The organism is Exiguobacterium sp. s64, from assembly GCF_018618035.1.
In the GTDB taxonomy this organism is placed as follows: Bacteria; Bacillota; Bacilli; order Exiguobacteriales; family Exiguobacteriaceae; genus Exiguobacterium; species Exiguobacterium mexicanum_A.
In genome coordinates this window covers 69,103-87,990 of the sequence record NZ_JACSLH010000009.1, presented here as the reverse complement: position 1 = coordinate 87,990, position 18,888 = coordinate 69,103, and the positions used below count along the sequence as shown (strand labels likewise).

Below are 18,888 nucleotides of genomic sequence, written 5' to 3'. Positions count from 1 at the left end.
ATGTCGACTTCTCGTCATAAAAAAACACTCCCCAATCAGATAAACAGATTTGTTATTTCATCTGTCTACTTATTGGGGAGCATATCATTTTTGTCTGGGCTTGTCATCGTTCATAGAGCGATGCGACATGGTCGGTCTCTCGTCGGATGAAGCGTTTGAGTTGAGCGCATAAGTCATCGAGCTGCCCCATCGTTGTCTTGAACTTGAAGACTGCATGGAAATGGTCGAACGGATCGTGTGGCCACTCGTCATGGATGAAGACGTCGACTTGAATCGTGCCTGTCCGATCAATCATCGTGAACGTGAGGCTGATTTTATGGTCATCCGCATCAGGGTCCAACAACTGCCAAATCACGGGTTCCTTCCCCCAGGTGTTGTTGAATCCAGCAATCGAGTCAATCAGTTCTTGCAGTGTCTCATCCTGCATATATACATCTTGATTGCTCGAACAGACAGATGCATGGAGCTGAAGCCTAATCTGATAGAACAGCTCCGTCTCGTCCATCCAAATCCGTTCCATCTCGAATTGAGTTTTCACTTTTTGCACCCGCTTTCTCACTTTGATCTGGCTACTTACTCCGGACGAAGCGATTCGACCAGGTCGGTTTCGCGCGCCAAGAAAACAGACAGTTGTCGCTGCAAATCATCCATCTGCCCCATCGTCGTCTCGAACGAGAACGTCGCCTTCACGTCCCCGCCATCGCCTTTCATTTGTTCGACCACGGCGTTGACTTGGACGGTGCCTCGCCCATTCGCAAGTTCGAACGTCAAGGAGACGTGGACTTGCGGGACATCGAGTGTCCACGTCTGGGGCGACTTCCCGTTTCGTGCATTGAACGCGGATAACGTAGAGACGAGCGCTTCGATATCGGATGCGGTGACATACTCGTCCACCGTGACCTTGCACCATTTTGCTTTTAACGTCAATGCCACATTCATCTCGAGCGCATCCTCCCAAACGCGTCTCATCTTGAACTGTTCGACCATAGCCATCCCTCACTCTCTCATTTCGACTATATCATGTCGTTTCAACGAAATTCGTCAACTTTTCACCAAAACGGGAATAGTCCTATACAGATGATTTTGTAATGAAAAGAGGTGAATCGTCATGAATGGCGCCTTGTTCCCACGCACCTCGGTCGGCAAGTGGTCGATTATCCTCATCGGCTTGTTCCTCGCCATGTACGTGCCGTTCCTCCTGCTCGATAACTTCGATACGACCTTCCACTCGACGCTCTGGAGCGACAACGCCGCGAACATGCTACGGCTCAGCTACATGACCACATTCTTCGTCCTTGGGCTCGGAGCGTTCGTGACCGGATGGTGGGCCATCTTGAAACAAAAAGAGTACGCCGTGCTCGTCTTCTTCGCGGCCGTTCTCGGCTCCGGACTGTTCGTTTTATTGGTCATGGAGCTCCTCGGCATTCTCGAGTAGAAGGCAAAACAAGGAGTTCGCCGCAGCGAACTCCTTGTTTCATGTGTACTTATTTGACGACGACGTGTTTCATCTGACTCGCGCGACCTTTCGCGTCCTCGATGTGGATCGAGAGGCGCTCCCCTTTTTTAAGGGTGCGTGTCTTCGTGACGAACGTTCCCGTGAGGCCGGTCGTCCCTTTTCCGATGACTCGGCGCTTCGCGTCTCGGACGATGACCGTCATTCCCGCATCCGCGCGACCCGATACTTGCTTCGCGTTCGCACGTGGTGTCGAGACGGTCGGTTGTTTCGCACGGGCACCTTTCACAACGAGAAGGCGTTCGCTCGAGACGAGCTTCCCGTTGCGATAGACGACCCGGAGAACCGTGCCTGCTTTTTGAGCTCCGATATTCAATGCGACACGAGCTTGTTTCGATGTTCCGGTCGCGAGACGTTTCTCGCCGTTATAGACCGTCACTGTCGTCCCGCTCTGCACGCTAGCAGCAAACACCGTCGAATTGTCAGAGACGACGCCTGGCTTGGCGTAGAGACGTAGCATCGAAGCTGCATGGTGCACATTAACCTTGCCATAGCCGCTGATGTAGTCATAGTTGAACGGAAGTTCTTCTTCCGAGTCTTCCATGAAATAATCAAGGCCGTCTTCATAGCTCATTCCACCTGTCGCATCCCCGCCAGAGAAAGCAAGCGGCTCTGCCGTACGATGGAGCAATTGGCGAATCTCTTCGACTTTGAGTGCCGGACGTGTCGATAGCAGTAATCCAACGACGGCCGAGACGTGTGGCGTCGCCATACTCGTGCCGTCCATATAGACGACGTTACCGTTCGGGACGAGGCTCGCGACTTTCGTGCCCGGTGCCACGACATCGACACCATAGCCATAGTTCGAGTAATCTGAGACGATGCCGAACGTGTTCGTCGCACCGACCGAGATCGTGTACTTCGATGAAGCTGGGTACGACAGGCTTGAATCGCCATCATTCCCCGTTGCCGCCACGACGACGACACCGCGGTCATAGGCGTACTTCAACATGTAGCCGATCGTCCGGCTCTCGCTGCCGCCAAGGCTCATGTTGATAACTTTCGCACCAGCATCGACGGCATATTTGATTCCGAGCGCGATTTGTTCCGTGTCCCCAGAACCGCTCGCGTCGAGCACTTTGACTGGGAGAATCGAGACAGCAGGCATCATCCCGCGCATCGATGTCCCGTTGTTTTGAATCGCACCGATGACGCCGGCCACGTGTGTCCCGTGTCCGTGATCGTCAAGCGCGCTGCCTTCCCCGTTCGGGTCGACAAAATTTTTCTCGTTGGCGATGTCGACACGTCCTTTGAAATCAAGGAGGCGATAGTCGACACCCGTATCGAGGACGGCGACTTTCACCGAACGGACCGGCAATTTGAGAGCCTCATACGCATCGATTCCGATTCCAGCTTCCTTGAATGGCTGCAACACCGATTTCGAGTTGAGTGACCATTGATAGTCGTAACTCGTGTCGGCCATGAACGCTTGATACGTCTGAACCGGCTCGATGAATTCGACGTTCGTGTCACGCTCGAGCGTCGTCTTGGCCGTCGCCTGCGTTTTCGTGCTCGCCGACTCGACATCGACGACCGCGAAGTGGTCACCTGGGCGACCGATATCGACTTTCTCTGCCGAGACGTTCGATAACGCGTTCATCTTGCCGAGCGACTTGCTCGGTGACGACTTGTATTTGACGATATAACGCGGGGCATCATCAATTTCAATCGATACTCCGAATTTGACCATCACATCTTGAAGCGGTGTCCCGGCAAGTGTACCTGTGCCGAGTTTGGCTGCTACTTTGTTTACTTCTGCCTGTAACGCGGTCGGGACGTTTGTCGTCACGAAGGCCTGCAAGCTCTTGATGGCAGCCTCATCCGCTTTCGTGAGCGTGTACGCCTTGCGGTCGACGAGCGCGTTCATGAGTGGCTGTAGCGCCTTCAAATCATTGTACGCTTGTTGACGTTTGGCTCCGTCTTTCACAATCGCTTTGATCAAGTACGGAGACGTGCGATAGTACAAGGCGGCCAAATCGTTCCCGGCCTCAGACTGCGACAACACTTCCGTCTGAATGCGACGGATGAGCTTCAACATCGAGTCGCGCTCCGGCGTCGGATTCAAAATCGACTCGACGGCGCACATGCCGGCCTCAGTCTCGATGTTCTCATATTTGACCGGCAATTTGACCGGGTTGTAGACGAGCTTGATGTCAGACGCAGCGGCCTCCTCCGCGTCTTCAGTCATTGGAAGGTACTCCACTTTGATGTAGTACGGGCCTTCCCATGCATACGGGAGACGAATCGTCGCCGCCTGTTGTTCTTCCTCTTGTGTCGCGCTCGAACGATATTGTTCGAACGTCTCATCTTTCGCTGCCATGTCGGCGCTCGGATAGACCGAGATGTTCGCGAGTTTTGTTGACTCGAACTGGATTTCCATATGTGTCATCGATGACGGGGCACCCCGCTCCATCTTGAACCAATATGTATTCGTTGCGTCCGTCCCGGTCTCAAACGCGACCTCCACTCCCGGGCTGAGCGTCTTCGCATCTTGCATGCCCGCTCCTGCATCCGCGCTCACGTAGGGCGGGATCAAGGCCAAGACGAGCATGAGCACCGTGACGAATGATAATACTTGTTTCCATGTTGCTTTCATCTGTTTTCCTCATTTCTACATGTCCATAGCTACGACCGACGGATCCGTCAATTCATGTATACGAGATAATGGCTTGAAGGTTCCAACAATTAACTCCAAAAAATCACTTCATTTCATTATTTTAGGAAACGCTCAATTTGTCTATCTTTAATATGGTTTTTCGAAAAATAATATGAAAAAGGTCAGAGGAATTTCCTCTGACCTGGACAAATGATTTTTCTTATTTGGCCGTGACACCCCCGTCGACGGGTAGTTCGATTCCGGTGATGTGGTTCGCCTCGTCCGATGCAAGGAACAAGACAGCCGCAGCCACTTCCCCCGCCTGACCGAGATTCGGCAAAGCGATTTGATTCAGGAAATGCTGTTTATAGTCCGGGTGCTCCATGTGCGGCGCGCTCATCGGCGTCACGATATAGCCCGGATGGACCGAGTTGACGCGAATATTGTGCTTCCCGTAATCGACGGCCGCAGCCTTCGTAAGTGAGCGAACGGCCCCTTTTGAAGCCGTATAGGCACCTGCCCCGGCCATACCGGTGAGCGCCGAGATTGACGAGATGTTGACGATTGAACCGCCGCCATTTTGCTCCATGAGCGGGATGGCATACTGCGTCCCGAGCATGACGCCATCGATATTGATTCGATACGTCCGTGACCAGTCGTCCTCGGTCTGTTCCAAGAACGGTTTTGCAAGCGCGATGCCCGCATTGTTGACGAGAATATCGAGCTTCCCGCACACCGACTGCACTTCATCATAAATTCTTTCCCAATCACTGCGCGAAGTGACGTCGTGCTGAAGCGCGAGCGCCTCTCCTCCGTTCGCCCGGATCGTTTCGACGACACGTGTCACCGCGTCTACATTGATGTCTGTCGCGACAACCGTCGCTCCTTCGCGCGCGAACAGCTTGGCCGTCTCCTCACCCATACCGCTGCCTGCCCCCGTAATGACCGCTACTTTCCCCGTTAACCGCATTGTTCCAGCTCCAATCTTAAATTATGATAGTCTAACTATCATAATAGTAGTCGATGCACATTCGATTCTCAACGAAACTGCTTCAAAGCGTTATAATGACAAGAGAACAAAGAGGTGATGATATGAGTAAACGTCAACAAAACAAAGAAGAACGATTAAATCGCATCATCAGTCAGGCTGAAACCCTGTTTCTGAAAGACGGATTCGAGCGCGTCCAAATGCAGGATATCGCTGACGCCGCCGAAATCGGGGTCGCGACACTGTTTCGCTATTTCCCGAAAAAAGATCAATTGATTGTCGCAGCGGCTGTCCGTAACTTGGCACCGACGCTTGACGCGTTCAAGGAATTGACGAGCCGGACGGGAGATGCGTACTCGCGACTCGAGGCGATCATTGACTACTTGCTCGACCAACAAATGAAACGGACGAGTCACTCTCGCTTCCGTGAGGCGTTCGAGAGTTATGCCTCGTTCGTCGTAAGTCCCCTTCCCGGAATCGATAACTACATCGGACTACAGCGCGAGATCATGGAGACGCTCGAACCGCTCATTGAGCATGGGAAGACGGACGGCTCGCTTCGAGGCGACATCGATGTGAAAACGACCGTCGTCACCATCATCAACGCGTTCGGGACGTTCGGCAACAATATCATTTTGAAGTCTCACATCAGTTATTTAGAGGACGATATCGAACCGCACATCCAACAACGGGTGTTGCGAGAGATGCTCTTGTCGTATGTGCGCTCATAACGAAAGCCCCTTCGCGTGAAGGGGCTTTATTCGTGCAGTTCGAGCGGCAGACCGTCCGGGTCGAAGAAGAAGGTCATCTTCTCGCCCGTGAACGTGTCATACCGAATCGGTTCCGTCGTGACACCGTGCGTATTCAGTTCGGCGACGACCGCCTCGATATCGTCGACTTTAAAGGCGAGATGACGGAGCCCACACGCCTCCGGGAAGCTCGGCCGTTTCGGGCTATCCGGTTTGATGAACAGCTCGAGCTCGTACGCGCCGAGCCGCAGGTCGATCTTGTGGTCGCCTTTGTCCAGACGATGATGCTCGCGGATGACGTCGAAACCGAGGATATCGATGTAGAACCGTTTCGCCTCGTCATAATTTGAGGCGATAATCGCCACGTGATGGATGGTATGTAGTTGCATCATAATCCCCCATATACAAAAAAATGAGCACCTCTCACTAGAGGTGCTCTCGAAAAGTCTACCGCGTCGAACCACGCTCCACAACGTGCTCCCGAAGGAATGTCCGCCGTCTTACATAGACCAGCTCATCGCATGTACTCAACTATAGGCGAATCCGAGCCCCGCGTCAATCTTTTGTTTGTACCGGGTTGACATCTTCCTAAAAATTAGGATAATCAATAGTGTTAGCACTCTTATATCTAGAGTGCCAAAAATGAAAAAACAAAAAGGAGAACGATCATGACAAAGAAACAGTTTCAAGCCGAATCGAAACGAATTTTAGAGTTGATGGTCCACTCAATCTATACGCATAAGGACATCTTCCTCCGTGAGCTCATCTCGAACGCGAGTGACGCCATCGACAAGATGTATTACCGGGCCTTGTCAGATGAGGCAATCGACTTCAACAAGGACGACTACTTCATTAAAGTCGAGCTCGACAAAGACGCCCGCACGATCACCATCCGCGACACCGGAATCGGGATGACGGCCGAAGAGCTCGAGTCGAACCTCGGGATTATCGCCAAGAGCGGTTCGCTCGCGATGAAGCAGGCGACGAAGATGGAAGAAGACCACAGCCTCATCGGCCAATTCGGTGTCGGCTTCTACTCGGCGTTCATGGTGGCAGACCGTGTGACGGTCCGCACCCGCTCGGTCGACAGTGAACAAGGCTACTTGTGGGAGTCGGAAGGCACAGACGGTTACACGATCGAGCCAATCGACAAGACAGACATCGGTACCGAGATTACATTGCACGTGAAAGCCGACACGGACGACGAGACGTACTCATCATTCCTCGAAGAGTACGAGATCCGTTCGCTCATCAAGAAGCATTCGGACTTCATCCGCTATCCGATCAAGCTCGACGTGACGAAGCACCGTCAAAAAGAAGACTCGGAAGAGTACGAGGACTACGTCGAAGAAGAGACGGTCAACAGCATGGTGCCGATTTGGCGCAAACGGAAGAGCGAGCTGTCGGACGAAGACTACAAGACGTTCTATCACGAGAAACGCTACGGCTTCGACGAGCCGCTCAAACACCTCCACTTGAACGTCGACGGTTCCATCCGGTATCAGTCGATTCTCTACATCCCATCGACGGTCCCGTTCGACTATTACACGAAAGAGTTCGAGAAAGGACTCGAGCTGTACTCGAACGGCGTCTTGATCATGGAGAAGTCGCCTGACCTGCTCCCGGACTATTTCGGTTTCGTCAAAGGGATGGTCGACTCGGAAGACCTGTCGCTCAACATTTCCCGGGAGATGCTACAACAGGACCGACAGCTCCGCGTCATCGCCAAAAACGTGAAGTCGAAAATCAAAGGCATGCTCGAGAAGATGCTCCAAAACGAGCGCGAGGACTACGAGAAATTTTATGAATCGTTCGGTCGTCAGCTCAAGTTCGGCGTCTACGATCAGTTCGGTGCCGCCAAGGACGAGTTGAAAGACTTGCTCTTGTTCCACTCGTCGAACGAGAAGAAGCTCGTCACGCTCAAAGAGTACGTCGAGCGCATGAAAGACGATCAAAAGTACATCTATTACGCGACGGGTGAATCGATTCACCGCATCGACCTGTTACCACAGGCGGAACGCTTGAAAGAAGAAGGGTTCGAGATTCTCTACTTCACTGAAGAAATCGACGAGTTCGCCATCAAGATGCTCCAGTCGTATGACGACAAAGAGTTCAAGTCGATCGCGAGCGGTGACCTCGGGCTTGATGATGAGGCGGCCCATTCGCTCAATGAGGACAACAAGGACTTGTTCGCCTTCATGAAACAAGAACTGGGCGACCGTGTTAAAGAAGTGCGCGCCTCGACACGCCTCAAGTCACATCCGGTCTGCTTGACGGTCGCCGGCGACGTCTCGATCGAGATGGAGAAGATTTTGAACACGATGCCGAACGGCGGCGGCATGAAAGCGGAAAAAGTGCTTGAAGTGAACGCCGACCACGCCATCTTCCAGACGTTACAGCGCATCTACAAGGAAGATGAAGCGAAAGCGAAACAGTATACCGATTTGCTCTATCAGCAAGCGCTCCTCATCGAAGGGTTACCGATTGAAGACCCGGTCGCCTATTCGAATGCGGTGTGTGCGTTGATGGCTGAATAATGGAAAGGCAGAGGGCGACCTCTGTCTTTTTCATTTATTCATATGGAGACGTGATACAATTTAACGTAGAAGAAATTCTTGGGAATGAGGTGTCATATGCTGTTCGAAAAAAATAAGTTGTATAAACGCTCTGAACTTCACGATCGTTATGGTGGAAGTCGACAACGAGGGATTAGTACCCCAAACAAACATAAACTCATCTTTATATTCGATAGTGGAATGGATAAAGAGTTTGGCTATAAAAATGGCTGGAATGAAGATGACGGTCTCTACTATTACAGCGGAGAAGGACAGGAAGGGAATCAATCGTTTTCTTTCGGAAATAAAGCGCTCCTTAACCATGTAGAAAATGGCGAAGACGTTTATTTATTCGAATCGCTTGGACGAGGGACTTACCGCTTTGTCGATCAACTCATTTTAATTGGTTTTGATATTCAATTTGGAATTGATAAATATCACAATCAACGAGAAGTGATCGTCTTTGCGTTTGAACCACTGCATGTAATTCAGGAAGAAGCTCATCAGTTCTCATCGACGATGCGCTATAAATCAATTGAAGAGTTAGAGGAAATTGCATCACGCGATCCCAAACGAGCCACCGGCTTAAGTATGTCCGCTCGAAAGTTACAAGTTCGCGAACAAACAGCAGCGCTTCTTTATTATGTGCTGGCTCGTGCCAATAACTGTTGCGAAGCTTGTGGGCAACCAGCTCCGTTTGAAACGGAAAACGGACCTTATCTCGAGCTCCACTCGCTCTATAAAGAATCCGATGATGGCTTATCGCAACCGGATCAAGTCGTAGCAGTTTGTCCGAACTGTCACGCTCGCCTGCATAAAGGTATAGACAGAGTAGAATTTAATCAACATATCATCAATAAGATTCAACAACCTTAATCTGCTTTAGATTGAGGTTTTTTATTTGTAATTGATAATATGACGATTTATTACGAGAATCATGTGTTCATTTCTTCAGCAAATCTATATCTATGAGTAAGGTTTTATTTTTTTTGCATAGGTTATTGAAAAAAACTCACATTTATTTTGTAACCGTTTTCTCCCCTTTTACCATGCGTATTATCCATTTACCGTTGATATATCAACTTTTTACCAAGCATGCAAACGCCTTGACATTTTTGGCGGGTTATATGAAGTTAGTATTACATTATAATTATTCTAGTAGAGATAGAATCCCACTAGAGTAAAAAACCAAGGAGGACATATCCCATGTCATTAATCGGCAAAGAAATCTTACCTTTCAAAGCACAAGCATTCCAAACAGGTGAATTCCTCGAAGTATCGGACAACGACTTCAAAGGTCAATGGAGCGTCGTTTGCTTCTACCCAGCTGACTTCACATTCGTCTGCCCGACTGAATTGGAAGACCTTCAAAACGAATACGCGACACTTAAAAACCTCGGCGTCGAAGTCTACTCAGTATCGACTGACACACACTTCACGCACAAAGCATGGCACGAAACGTCTGAGAAAATCGGTAAAATCGAGTACATCATGATTGGTGACCCATCACACACAATCTCACGTAACTTCGACGTCTTGAACGAAGAAGATGGCCTTGCTGACCGCGGTACGTTCATCATCGACCCAGACGGCGTCATCCAAACAGTTGAAATCAACGCAGGCGGCATCGGCCGTGACGCGAGCACACTCGTCAACAAAGTCAAAGCGGCACAATACGTCCGCAACAACCCAGGCGAAGTTTGCCCGGCTAAATGGGAAGAAGGATCTGCAACACTTCGCCCGAGCCTCGACCTCGTCGGCAAGTTGTAAGGAGCGGATTTCATGTTAGAAGCAGATATTAAACAACAGTTGGACCAATATCTCCAGCTCATGGAGGGCGATGTCGTCCTCCGTGTCAGCGCTGGAGATGACGCGGTCTCTAAAGAGATGCTCGACCTCGTGAACGAACTCGCGAGCATGTCGTCACGCATTTCGGTCGAGAATGTCACACTCGAACGCACACCAAGCTTTAGCGTGAACCGCCCGTCTGAAGAGACAGGGATTGTCTTCGCAGGAATCCCGCTCGGTCACGAGTTCACGTCACTCGTCCTCGCGTTGCTCCAAGTGAGCGGCCGGGCGCCGAAAGTGGACGCGGATGCGATCAAACAGATTCAAAACATTCAAGGCACGTACCACTTCGAATCGTATATCAGCCTCAGTTGCCACAACTGCCCGGACGTCGTCCAGGCACTCAACGTCATGAGCGTCCTCAACCCGAACATCTCACACACGATGATCGACGGTGGCGCGTTCAAGGCAGAAGTGGAAGCGAAAGAGATCATGGCTGTCCCGACCGTCTTCTTGAACGGTGAGGCGTTCGGCAACGGACGCATGTCACTTGAAGAGATTTTGGCGAAACTCGGAACTGGTCCTGACGCTTCGGCGTTTGACAACAAAGACCCGTATGACGTCCTCGTCATCGGTGGCGGCCCAGCTGGTGCGAGCGCAGCGGTTTACGCGGCTCGTAAAGGCATCCGGACCGGCATCGTCGCGGAACGCTTTGGTGGTCAAGTGATGGACACGATGGGGATTGAGAACTTCATCGGCACATCTTACACGGAAGGCCCGAAACTCGTCGCGAGCTTGGAAGAGCACGTGAAAGAATACGGCATCGACGTCATGAATCTCCAACGCGCGAAGCGTCTTGAGAAAACTGACCTCGTCGAAGTCGAACTTGAGAATGGTGCCGTCTTGAAGAGTAAGAGCGTCATCCTGTCGACGGGTGCACGCTGGCGTAACGTCAACGTCCCAGGTGAAGCTGAGTTCAAAAACAAAGGTGTGGCCTACTGCCCGCACTGTGACGGCCCTCTCTTCGAAGGCAAGCGTGTCGCAGTCATCGGTGGCGGCAACTCTGGAATTGAAGCAGCGATCGACCTCGCTGGGATTGTTAAACACGTGACGGTGCTCGAGTTCGCTTCTGAACTCAAAGCCGACCAAGTGCTTCAAGACCGTCTCCACAGCCTCCCGAACGTGACCGTCGTCACGAACGCACAGACGACAGAAATCACGGGTACGGATAAAGTGAACGGCATCTCGTACTTGTCGCGTGAGACGAACGAGACGCATCACGTCGAACTCGAAGGCGTCTTCGTCCAAATCGGCCTCGTCCCGAACACGGACTGGCTCGACTCGGTCGAACGCAACAACTTCGGTGAGATCGTCGTTGATCGTCATGGCGCGACGAACGTTCCAGGTGTGTTCGCAGCAGGCGACTGCACGAACAGCGCCTACAAACAAATCATCATCTCGATGGGATCTGGTGCGACTGCCGCACTCGGTGCTTTCGATTATATGATTCGCAACTAATCAGAAACGCGTCCTCACATTGGAGGACGCGTTTTTATAATGTCTCCTGAATCGGGTAAAAACAAGACTCGGTCCCCTGAATCGATTTCAAATAAATAGACACGGTTTGGTTGAAACGGATTCCAGCCTTCGTTCACCACCCCGACATCATTCACATAGTTCACGTTCTTATGTACTTGTTTCAGGTTATGTTCTGCCTCAGCGACCGAATAATTCGGCAACCCGAAGTAAATTGCTCCAGCAATCAATAATGAAAAGATGACTCCCATTCTTATCCGATATCGGTTTTCTAAACTCTTTAGGCCAATCAACGTCACGATAATCATACTGGTCGCCGTTCCAAACGCCGCCGAGTTTCCATACCAAGCCTCATTTACGACCATCATTCCTCCAATGGCCAATATCCCGAACATCCACCACCACTTCATCCCCATCACCTCTCTTCAATTATCCCAAAAACAGGAAAATAGGCAACTTCATTTTGGTTTGATGAATTATAAAATTAAGTGCAACACCCAAAAGTGAACGCACAAAAAGCCCACAGCGACGTCCTCGTGTAGAATGAAGTTACGACACAAACATTCAGACGGAGGAATCGCTATGAGCTATATTCATCTTACCACAACGGAACGCGTGAAAATAGAGACGTATCTGGAGCTTGGGATGTCCATCCGGTCCATCGCGAGACGGCTCGGGCGACAGCCCTCGACCGTCTCGCGGGAAATCAGACGGAACCCCGACTACGTGGCTGAACGTGCCCAGAAACGCTACGAGAAGGCGAAGACCAACTGTGGCGCCAAGACGAAACTCGACGATACGATGCGCCGGACGATCGTCGGGAAGCTGCGTGCGACCTGGTCCCCGGAACAGATCGTCGGCCGTCTCTACACAGGAATAATTGCCTTCTCCACCATCTACCGTTGAATCTATGCGGGACGGATCGACGTGCCCCTGACCGTGCTCCGCCAGAAAGGGAAACGTCAAAAGCCGACCGAGACGCGCGGGCGCATCAACATCAGACTCTCCATCTCGCAACGGCCGGCGGAGGTCAGGGGGCGCCGGACGTTCGGGCACTGGGAGCTCGACACCGTCGTCTCCGGACGAGGGAAGTCGAAGGCGTGCGTCGCGACGTTCATCGAGCGGAAGAGCCGGTTCTATCTCGCCCTGCCGATCGCGGACCGCACCGCGGCCTCGATGGAGGGGGCGATTCATGCGGTGCACGCCGCCTTCCCGGAGGGCACGTTCAGGACGGCGATGACGGACCGGGGCAAGGAGTTCAGCTGCCACGAGCGCGCTCGGCGTGCCGCTGTATTTCGCCGACCCGTACTCGTCGTGGCAGCGCGGCAGCAACGAGAACGCCAACGGCCTCCTGCGCGAGTTCTTCCCGAAAGGATCGGACTTCGCGACGGTCGGCCAAGGAGAGATCGTGGACGCGCTCGCCAAGATCAACGGGCGGCCGAGGAAATGTCTCGGCTGGAAGACCGCACACGAGGCCTTCGCGGAGGAAGTGTTGCGCTTAATTTGACAAACCGTCTACTATTAAACTTAACACGTTAATGATGGCACGCTACTCTGCTTATATTTATTTAGTATGAAGTAACAATTGATCTAAATCCATTATTTTAATTTTCTTTTTCGGTAACTGTTTAATCAATCCAAGTTCTTCTAGAGTAGTAAATTTACGGCTGATTGTTTCTGGTGTGGTACCAAGATACGAGGCTAAATCCTTTTTGGACATTGGTAAGATAATCGTTGGACTATTGCCACTTCCCTTTTCAATATTCTCAGCTAAAAAGGATATAATGCGGGTTTCTACATTTTCAATCGCTACTTGTGTGGTTTGTTTTTCAGAATCCTTTAAACGCATCGTTACTTCTGACAGTATTTTTAATGAGATCTGCGGATATTCCACCAAATACTTCTGTAAATCACCTCGTTTAATTAAACAAATAGATGTATTTTGTAGTGCTTCCGCATAATTCTCATGAATACTTCCAGGTTGGAAAATGGCGACTTCACCTGTAAAATCACCAGGATTTAAAATGCGAACAAGTTGTTCTTTTCCAGAATCCGATAAGCGGTAAATCCGAGCCTTACCTGAATTGATAATATATAAGGTATCATCTTCCTCATCTGCACGGAATAACATTTCCCCTTTTTTAAGATGAAGTGTCTTGGCAGATTCCGCAATCAAATCCATTTGTGAGTCTTCCAAATGGTTGAAAATGGGGACAATACGAATACATTCTGCATGTCCATGTTGGTGATGACAACATTGGTTTTGTTCCAAAATAACCTCTTCCTTTTATAAAAAGCCTAAGAGGGCATCCTACGCTTCCTTTCTATTCACTCGATTAAGCAGGTTTTACCTTTGATTTGACAACAGGATATCCTAAGTCTTCAATTGCCTTTTCGATATCGTTAATAGCGACTGCTTCTGAATCAAAATCTACTTTTACTTTACTTGCATTGAACATTACTTTCAAGCTATCTTGATTCACACCGTTTATTCCTTTCACCGCATTTTCAATCTTTTGGAGACAAGATGGGCAAGATAAGGTTTCTAATTGAATCGTTGCTTTTTGCATAAATCATTTCCCCCTTCATTTTTTAACGACCGTAAACCAATCTATTCTTTTGTTTTTGAGTTACTTTAAGCCTGATATGCTTTATCTACTTCTGATAACATCTCGAATGTGCCTCCATACGTTTCACATACATCTCCAGGAATGGTGTAGTTGTCTGTGATTTTTCGTAATTGAGCAAATTCAGCATCTAAGTCAGGTTTGTTCGTACCTGCGTCTTTTACTTTTCCACTAATTGTTTCAAACAATTCACGCACTTCAAAGGCTTCTGGGTGATTCTTACCATGGGCCCGTGTAATTGCAGTGGTGTATAAATCTAGCTTTTCAAAATGGTTTGTTATTACTTCGTTAAATGTCTGTTCAGACATTATTCGTTCCCTCTTTCTTGTGGTTTTTTGGTCTTAGGCCGATTTTACTTTTGATTTGACGACTGGATATCCTAAGTCTTCAATGGCTTTTTCGATATCGTTAATGGTGATCGTTTCTGAATCAAAATCTACTTTTACTTTACTGGCATTAAATAATACTTTTAAGCTATCATGATTAACCCCGTTTAATCCTTTCACCGCATTTTCAATCTTTTGCATACAAGATGGACAAGATAATGTTTCTAATTGAATAATTGCTTTTTGCATGAATTATTTCTCCTTTCATCTTATCTTTTATTTTTTTGTTTTCCCTCTTCTTCTTTACAATTTAAGTATAGTTCAGGTTCAACGAAATGAATTTGATGCAAATCAAGTTTTAAGAAAAAGTAGGGGAGTATTTTGTTCTTCCTACCTGAATACTTCCCCTTTATCATTCATCAAGACTGCTTTCTATTAAAATTATTCTCTCAAACGGTATCGAAGCAATCTCATACCATTCAAGATGACTACTAAGATACTTGCTTCGTGAACCAACATCCCGATTGACATATTCATCCATTCACCAAATAGTAGGCTGGCAAGTAAGACTAATACCACACCAACTGCTATGGTAATGTTCTGTTTCATGTTTCTTGAAGTTGATTTTGTTAAGCCTAATGCGTGTGGTAAACGACTAAAGTCAGAATTCATTAAAACAACATCTGATGTTTCAATTGCAACATCTGTTCCACTTCCCATGGCAATTCCGATATCTGCTAAGGCTAGTGAAGGACTATCATTCACTCCGTCACCGACAAAGGCAATGATCTCGCCTTCTGCTTGCATTTTTTCGATATAAGCAGATTTTCCTTCCGGTAGCATATGACCATGTGCTTCTGTTAACCCAAGTTCTCGAGCAACTAAATCTACGGTTCCTTGGTTGTCCCCAGAAAGAACGACAAGGTTTTTGACCCCTAGTTTTTTCAGTTTTTGAAGATCTTTTTTAACACCTGGGCGGATTTGATCCCGAATACCCATCAGAACGTTTAATTCTCCGTCGACCGCAGTTAACACAAGAGAATTCCCATTTTTCTCAAAGCGTTCGACGTCTTTTTTAGCTTTTTCGCTTAATTTCACATTTTTCTTTTCCATTAAAGCTACGTTACCAACGGCTATACGATGAACACCTATTTTTGCTACAATTCCGCCACCTTTAACGACTTCGGTTTCTTCAACAGTAGAGAAAGTTATCTCGCCAATATCCTGTAGGACAGCTTTCGCTAGTGGGTGGTCCGATTCACGCTCCACACTTGCTAAATATCCTAGAACCTCTTCAGTATTTTTTCCGTAAAATTCTTTTTCGGCAACTTCAGGGTTTCCTACTGTCAATGTTCCTGTTTTATCAAAAACGATAGTATCTACTCTGCTAAAGTCATTGATAACTTCACTACCTTTTAAGAGGACACCATTACGTGCACCGTTTCCGATACCGGCAACGTTGGATACAGGAACCCCGATAACTAATGCACCTGGACATCCTAAAACAAGAATCGTGATAGCTAGTTCAATATCTTTTGAGAAAAACCAAACAATAAAACCAAGGACTAACACAGCTGGTGTATAGTATTTTGAGAATCGGTCAATGAAACGTTCTGCTTCTGATTTGGAATCCTGTGCCTCTTCCACTAATTCGATAATTCTACCAAATGTTGTATCTTCTCCAACACGATCAGCTCGAATTTGGATCGTTCCATTTTCTAAGATAGATCCTGCAAATACTTCAGAATCAACCTTTTTACTTACAGGTAGAGATTCTCCAGTAATACTTGCTTCATTAATGTGACCTTCACCAGTTAACACTGTTCCATCTACCGGAACTTTTGCACCCGTTTTAACTAATAAAATATCACCTTCGTCTACATCATCGACATCTACTTCTTCAAATTCTCCGTTTTCCATTTGCTTTAAAGCACTTTCTGGTGCCAGCTCTGTTAATTCTTTAATGGCAGAACGTGTTTTGTTCAAGGTACGCTGCTCCAAGTAAGAACCAAATAAGAATAAGAAAGTAACGATGGCTGATTCCTCATAATTTTGAATCAATACTGCTCCAATAACTGCAATGGTAACTAAAACATCAATACTGACAACTTTTACTTTTAATGCCTGATAGGCTTGGATTGCAATCGGCGCCACACCAAGAATGGATGCAATGATGAGCGACCAATTGAAAATGGCCATGTTGTCTAAGGAAAATCGTCCGAAGAATGCAAGTGCAATCAAAATTGCACTGATCAGTGTAATGGAATTCTTTTTACTTAATATATATCTTTGCATGTTGATTCCCTCCAATTTCATTTTCATTTGTATTCCTTGTTGATGACTCTAGTCTAGGATGTTTCTATGAAATAAAAATTGATTCGAATCAAGTTCTATTGTAAAAGTGAAAAATTATAAAAGAACAGCAAAATAAAACCAACAGTTTTACGGAATAACTCTTATATATTATCGAACATCGACATACAATCACAAAAATTCATTATATTGTACATTCTTTATTCAGCAGGCTTTAGAAAAGTAGTTAGTTTAAGTGTACTCTTTCACATTATCCATTGGCGTTACTCAGAATTTGCTCCAATTACTAAACAAAAGCTAATGAAGATTATGGAACAACATGATCCAGTTACCGTTTTTTTTTGGAATATCCGCCATAGGCTCAAATAGTTTGTTTAACAAACAGCTATCATCCTAATCACCTAAACAGGTAGTTTTGTTTAACATTTTGTCGCGAATGTGTGAATAACTCAACTATTTAACGAAACCCTCCAAGCTATAATAAAAAAATGGTGCTCATCCAAACACTAACAGAAAGTGTAAAAAGGGCCGTTTTGTATTTCATCATTAATTTTCGTTTATTATCTTTAAACACCAAACAAACACCAACTCTAAATCAAAAGCGCGTAAGATAGCGTGTTTTCGGGCTTTGTTCCGTATCAGTGTGAATGTTTCAAAGTATGTTCCGCCTCGGCGACTGAATAACTCGGCAACCCAAAGTAAATCGCTTCAGCAATCAATAATGAAAAGATGACTCCCATTCTTATCCGATATCGGTTTTCTAAACTCTTTAGGCCAATCAACGCCACGATAATCATACTGGTCGCCGTTCCAAATGCCGCCGAGTTTCCATACCAAGCCTCATTGACGAACATCATTCCTCCAATGGCCAATATCCCGAACATCCACCACCACTTCATCCCCATCACCTCATGCCAATTACCCCAAAAACAGGAAAATAGGCAACTCCATTTTAATTAACTCCGACCGATTCAAACGTTTGATTCCCCCGGAAAGTGGAATATCGGACAAGAGAACGGATTTTGAATGAGGAGGCATTTCATGAACATCCCAACCATCAAACTACATGACGGCTACGAGATTCCGGCAATCGGGCTCGGCACCGTTTATTTACGAGGTGAACCGGGCGTCGACGCCATCACGAGCGCTATCCGCAACGGCTATCGTCTCATCGATTCGGCAATTCGCTATGACAATGAAGGAACGGTCGGCGAAGCCGTCCGGCAATCCGGCATCCCGCGCGAGCAACTGTTCTTGACGTCGAAGCTTCGCGCCCAATACTTCGACTACGACGATGCGCTCGAGATGATTCGTGAGTCGCTCTACCGGGCGAACCTCGACTATTGGGACTTGTTCCTGTTACATTGGCCGAACCCGAAACAAGACAAATACGTGGAGGCGTGGCGCGCACTCATCCAAGCGAAAGAGAACGGGTGGATCCGCTCCATCGGCGTCTCGAACTTTATGCCTGAGCACCTCGACCGTTTGATTGAGGAGACGGGTGAGACACCGGTCATCAACCAAATCGAGCTCCACCCATACTTCTCCCAAGTAGAACAGCGTCAAGCTGACAAAGAGCGCGGCATCATCACTGAGGCATGGAGTCCGTTGAGCCGAGCCCGGACTGTCACGCATGACGAGACGATCGCGGAACTAGCAAGACAAAAAGGCAAGACCGTGTCCCAAGTCATTCTGCGTTGGCACGTCCAACTCGGTGTCATCCCGCTCCCGCGTTCGTCGAGCGAGTTGCACCAAAAAGAGAACCTCGACGTCTTCAACTTCGAATTGACCGAGGACGAAATGGAGACGCTCAACGCCCTGACGAAGCAAGACGGCCGCATCGATAATCAAGACCCGAGAGAATACGAGGAATACTAAAAAAGATTGAGCCGTCTGG

The 18,888-nt window shown here is 48.2% G+C and carries 19 protein-coding genes and 1 pseudogene; 8 read left to right on the top strand and 12 right to left on the bottom strand.

Annotated features, from left to right (window positions below):
- Positions 1-103 precede the first annotated feature (103 nt).
- Both KNP64_RS12590 and KNP64_RS12585 read right to left on the bottom strand, forming a co-directional pair.
- Complete coding sequence (locus KNP64_RS12590; RefSeq protein ID WP_214793693.1) at positions 104-538, bottom strand: hypothetical protein; 435 nt, start codon at positions 536-538, stop codon at positions 104-106.
- Positions 539-573: 35 nt separating this feature from the next.
- Complete coding sequence (locus tag KNP64_RS12585) at positions 574-993, bottom strand: hypothetical protein (RefSeq protein WP_214793696.1); 420 nt, start codon at positions 991-993, stop codon at positions 574-576.
- A gap of 115 nt (positions 994-1,108) precedes the next feature.
- Here KNP64_RS12585 and KNP64_RS12580 point away from each other — a divergent pair, with 115 nt between their 5' ends.
- A complete protein-coding gene (locus KNP64_RS12580; RefSeq protein WP_034780432.1) occupies positions 1,109-1,435 on the top strand; it encodes a hypothetical protein in 327 nt (108 codons plus the stop codon).
- Positions 1,436-1,484: 49 nt separating this feature from the next.
- Here the strand turns inward: KNP64_RS12580 and KNP64_RS12575 are convergent, their stop codons facing one another.
- Together KNP64_RS12575 and KNP64_RS12570 are read right to left on the bottom strand one after the other, a co-directional pair.
- On the bottom strand, positions 1,485-4,109 hold the full coding sequence (locus tag KNP64_RS12575) for a S8 family peptidase (protein ID WP_214793699.1): 2,625 nt from the start codon (positions 4,107-4,109) through the stop codon (positions 1,485-1,487).
- Between the two features lie 220 nt (positions 4,110-4,329).
- The gene (locus KNP64_RS12570; protein ID WP_034780427.1) at positions 4,330-5,079 is read right to left on the bottom strand and encodes an SDR family NAD(P)-dependent oxidoreductase; all 750 of its coding nucleotides are present in this window, start codon (positions 5,077-5,079) and stop codon (positions 4,330-4,332) included.
- A 122-nt stretch (positions 5,080-5,201) separates the two neighbouring features.
- Here KNP64_RS12570 and KNP64_RS12565 point away from each other — a divergent pair, with 122 nt between their 5' ends.
- Positions 5,202-5,828 carry a TetR/AcrR family transcriptional regulator gene (locus tag KNP64_RS12565; RefSeq protein ID WP_138860184.1) on the top strand — a complete coding sequence of 209 codons (627 nt, stop codon included), beginning with the start codon at positions 5,202-5,204 and terminating at the stop codon, positions 5,826-5,828.
- A gap of 26 nt (positions 5,829-5,854) precedes the next feature.
- Here KNP64_RS12565 and gloA2 read toward each other — a convergent pair whose 3' ends face one another.
- Entirely contained in the window at positions 5,855-6,235 is a 381-nt protein-coding gene (gene gloA2 / locus KNP64_RS12560; RefSeq protein WP_214756465.1) for an SMU1112c/YaeR family gloxylase I-like metalloprotein, read from the bottom strand.
- 279 nt (positions 6,236-6,514) lie between these two features.
- Here gloA2 and htpG point away from each other — a divergent pair, with 279 nt between their 5' ends.
- From htpG to ahpF, 4 genes are all read left to right on the top strand, one after another.
- Positions 6,515-8,383 carry a molecular chaperone HtpG gene (htpG, locus tag KNP64_RS12555; protein WP_214793702.1) on the top strand — a complete coding sequence of 623 codons (1,869 nt, stop codon included), beginning with the start codon at positions 6,515-6,517 and terminating at the stop codon, positions 8,381-8,383.
- A gap of 96 nt (positions 8,384-8,479) precedes the next feature.
- Positions 8,480-9,277: an SRA domain-containing endonuclease gene (locus KNP64_RS12550; protein WP_214710774.1), complete on the top strand. Its 798-nt coding sequence runs from the start codon at positions 8,480-8,482 to the stop codon at positions 9,275-9,277.
- Between the two features lie 330 nt (positions 9,278-9,607).
- Entirely contained in the window at positions 9,608-10,171 is a 564-nt protein-coding gene (gene ahpC, locus KNP64_RS12545; protein WP_021067918.1) for an alkyl hydroperoxide reductase subunit C, read from the top strand.
- 12 nt (positions 10,172-10,183) lie between these two features.
- The gene (gene ahpF / locus KNP64_RS12540) at positions 10,184-11,707 is read left to right on the top strand and encodes an alkyl hydroperoxide reductase subunit F (RefSeq protein ID WP_214764136.1); all 1,524 of its coding nucleotides are present in this window, start codon (positions 10,184-10,186) and stop codon (positions 11,705-11,707) included.
- Between the two features lie 14 nt (positions 11,708-11,721).
- Here ahpF and KNP64_RS12535 read toward each other — a convergent pair whose 3' ends face one another.
- Positions 11,722-12,135, bottom strand: coding sequence for a hypothetical protein (locus KNP64_RS12535; RefSeq protein WP_131472010.1), 414 nt, complete (start codon positions 12,133-12,135; stop codon positions 11,722-11,724).
- 172 nt (positions 12,136-12,307) lie between these two features.
- Here KNP64_RS12535 and KNP64_RS12530 point away from each other — a divergent pair.
- Positions 12,308-13,232: pseudogene (locus KNP64_RS12530) on the top strand (IS30 family transposase).
- A gap of 57 nt (positions 13,233-13,289) precedes the next feature.
- Here KNP64_RS12530 and KNP64_RS12525 read toward each other — a convergent pair.
- From KNP64_RS12525 to KNP64_RS12500, 6 genes are all read right to left on the bottom strand, one after another.
- A complete protein-coding gene (locus KNP64_RS12525; protein ID WP_029333958.1) occupies positions 13,290-13,997 on the bottom strand; it encodes a Crp/Fnr family transcriptional regulator in 708 nt (235 codons plus the stop codon).
- A 64-nt stretch (positions 13,998-14,061) separates the two neighbouring features.
- A complete protein-coding gene (locus tag KNP64_RS12520; RefSeq protein ID WP_026907428.1) occupies positions 14,062-14,295 on the bottom strand; it encodes a heavy-metal-associated domain-containing protein in 234 nt (77 codons plus the stop codon).
- 65 nt (positions 14,296-14,360) lie between these two features.
- Positions 14,361-14,660 (bottom strand): iron-sulfur cluster repair di-iron protein, ric, encoded by a 300-nt coding sequence (locus KNP64_RS12515; protein ID WP_128123856.1) that lies wholly within the window; start codon positions 14,658-14,660, stop codon positions 14,361-14,363.
- A gap of 33 nt (positions 14,661-14,693) precedes the next feature.
- Positions 14,694-14,927 carry a heavy-metal-associated domain-containing protein gene (locus KNP64_RS12510; protein WP_131472014.1) on the bottom strand — a complete coding sequence of 78 codons (234 nt, stop codon included), beginning with the start codon at positions 14,925-14,927 and terminating at the stop codon, positions 14,694-14,696.
- A 192-nt stretch (positions 14,928-15,119) separates the two neighbouring features.
- Positions 15,120-16,973: a heavy metal translocating P-type ATPase gene (locus KNP64_RS12505; RefSeq protein WP_214793705.1), complete on the bottom strand. Its 1,854-nt coding sequence runs from the start codon at positions 16,971-16,973 to the stop codon at positions 15,120-15,122.
- Between the two features lie 656 nt (positions 16,974-17,629).
- A complete protein-coding gene (locus tag KNP64_RS12500; RefSeq protein ID WP_211780193.1) occupies positions 17,630-17,890 on the bottom strand; it encodes a hypothetical protein in 261 nt (86 codons plus the stop codon).
- Positions 17,891-18,032: 142 nt separating this feature from the next.
- Here KNP64_RS12500 and KNP64_RS12495 point away from each other — a divergent pair, with 142 nt between their 5' ends.
- The gene (locus tag KNP64_RS12495) at positions 18,033-18,869 is read left to right on the top strand and encodes an aldo/keto reductase (protein WP_131472018.1); all 837 of its coding nucleotides are present in this window, start codon (positions 18,033-18,035) and stop codon (positions 18,867-18,869) included.
- Positions 18,870-18,888 lie beyond the last annotated feature (19 nt).

What these genes read in the sequence shown, in the direction of transcription:
- KNP64_RS12510 (WP_131472014.1), bottom strand. Translation starts at nt 14,927, where the DNA reads ATGCAAAAAGCAATTATTCAATTAGAAACATTATCTTGTCCATCTTGT.
- htpG (WP_214793702.1), top strand. Translation starts at nt 6,515, where the DNA reads ATGACAAAGAAACAGTTTCAAGCCGAATCGAAACGAATTTTAGAGTTG.
- ahpF (WP_214764136.1), top strand. Translation starts at nt 10,184, where the DNA reads ATGTTAGAAGCAGATATTAAACAACAGTTGGACCAATATCTCCAGCTC.
- KNP64_RS12520 (WP_026907428.1), bottom strand. Translation starts at nt 14,295, where the DNA reads ATGCAAAAAGCAACGATTCAATTAGAAACCTTATCTTGCCCATCTTGT.
- KNP64_RS12570 (WP_034780427.1), bottom strand. Translation starts at nt 5,079, where the DNA reads ATGCGGTTAACGGGGAAAGTAGCGGTCATTACGGGGGCAGGCAGCGGT.
- ahpC (WP_021067918.1), top strand. Translation starts at nt 9,608, where the DNA reads ATGTCATTAATCGGCAAAGAAATCTTACCTTTCAAAGCACAAGCATTC.
- KNP64_RS12495 (WP_131472018.1), top strand. Translation starts at nt 18,033, where the DNA reads ATGAACATCCCAACCATCAAACTACATGACGGCTACGAGATTCCGGCA.
- KNP64_RS12500 (WP_211780193.1), bottom strand. Translation starts at nt 17,890, where the DNA reads ATGAAGTGGTGGTGGATGTTCGGGATATTGGCCATTGGAGGAATGATG.
- KNP64_RS12515 (WP_128123856.1), bottom strand. Translation starts at nt 14,660, where the DNA reads ATGTCTGAACAGACATTTAACGAAGTAATAACAAACCATTTTGAAAAG.
- KNP64_RS12575 (WP_214793699.1), bottom strand. Translation starts at nt 4,109, where the DNA reads ATGAAAGCAACATGGAAACAAGTATTATCATTCGTCACGGTGCTCATG.
- KNP64_RS12585 (WP_214793696.1), bottom strand. Translation starts at nt 993, where the DNA reads ATGGCTATGGTCGAACAGTTCAAGATGAGACGCGTTTGGGAGGATGCG.
- KNP64_RS12505 (WP_214793705.1), bottom strand. Translation starts at nt 16,973, where the DNA reads ATGCAAAGATATATATTAAGTAAAAAGAATTCCATTACACTGATCAGT.
- KNP64_RS12550 (WP_214710774.1), top strand. Translation starts at nt 8,480, where the DNA reads ATGCTGTTCGAAAAAAATAAGTTGTATAAACGCTCTGAACTTCACGAT.
- gloA2 (WP_214756465.1), bottom strand. Translation starts at nt 6,235, where the DNA reads ATGCAACTACATACCATCCATCACGTGGCGATTATCGCCTCAAATTAT.
- KNP64_RS12535 (WP_131472010.1), bottom strand. Translation starts at nt 12,135, where the DNA reads ATGAAGTGGTGGTGGATGTTCGGGATATTGGCCATTGGAGGAATGATG.
- KNP64_RS12580 (WP_034780432.1), top strand. Translation starts at nt 1,109, where the DNA reads ATGAATGGCGCCTTGTTCCCACGCACCTCGGTCGGCAAGTGGTCGATT.
- KNP64_RS12565 (WP_138860184.1), top strand. Translation starts at nt 5,202, where the DNA reads ATGAGTAAACGTCAACAAAACAAAGAAGAACGATTAAATCGCATCATC.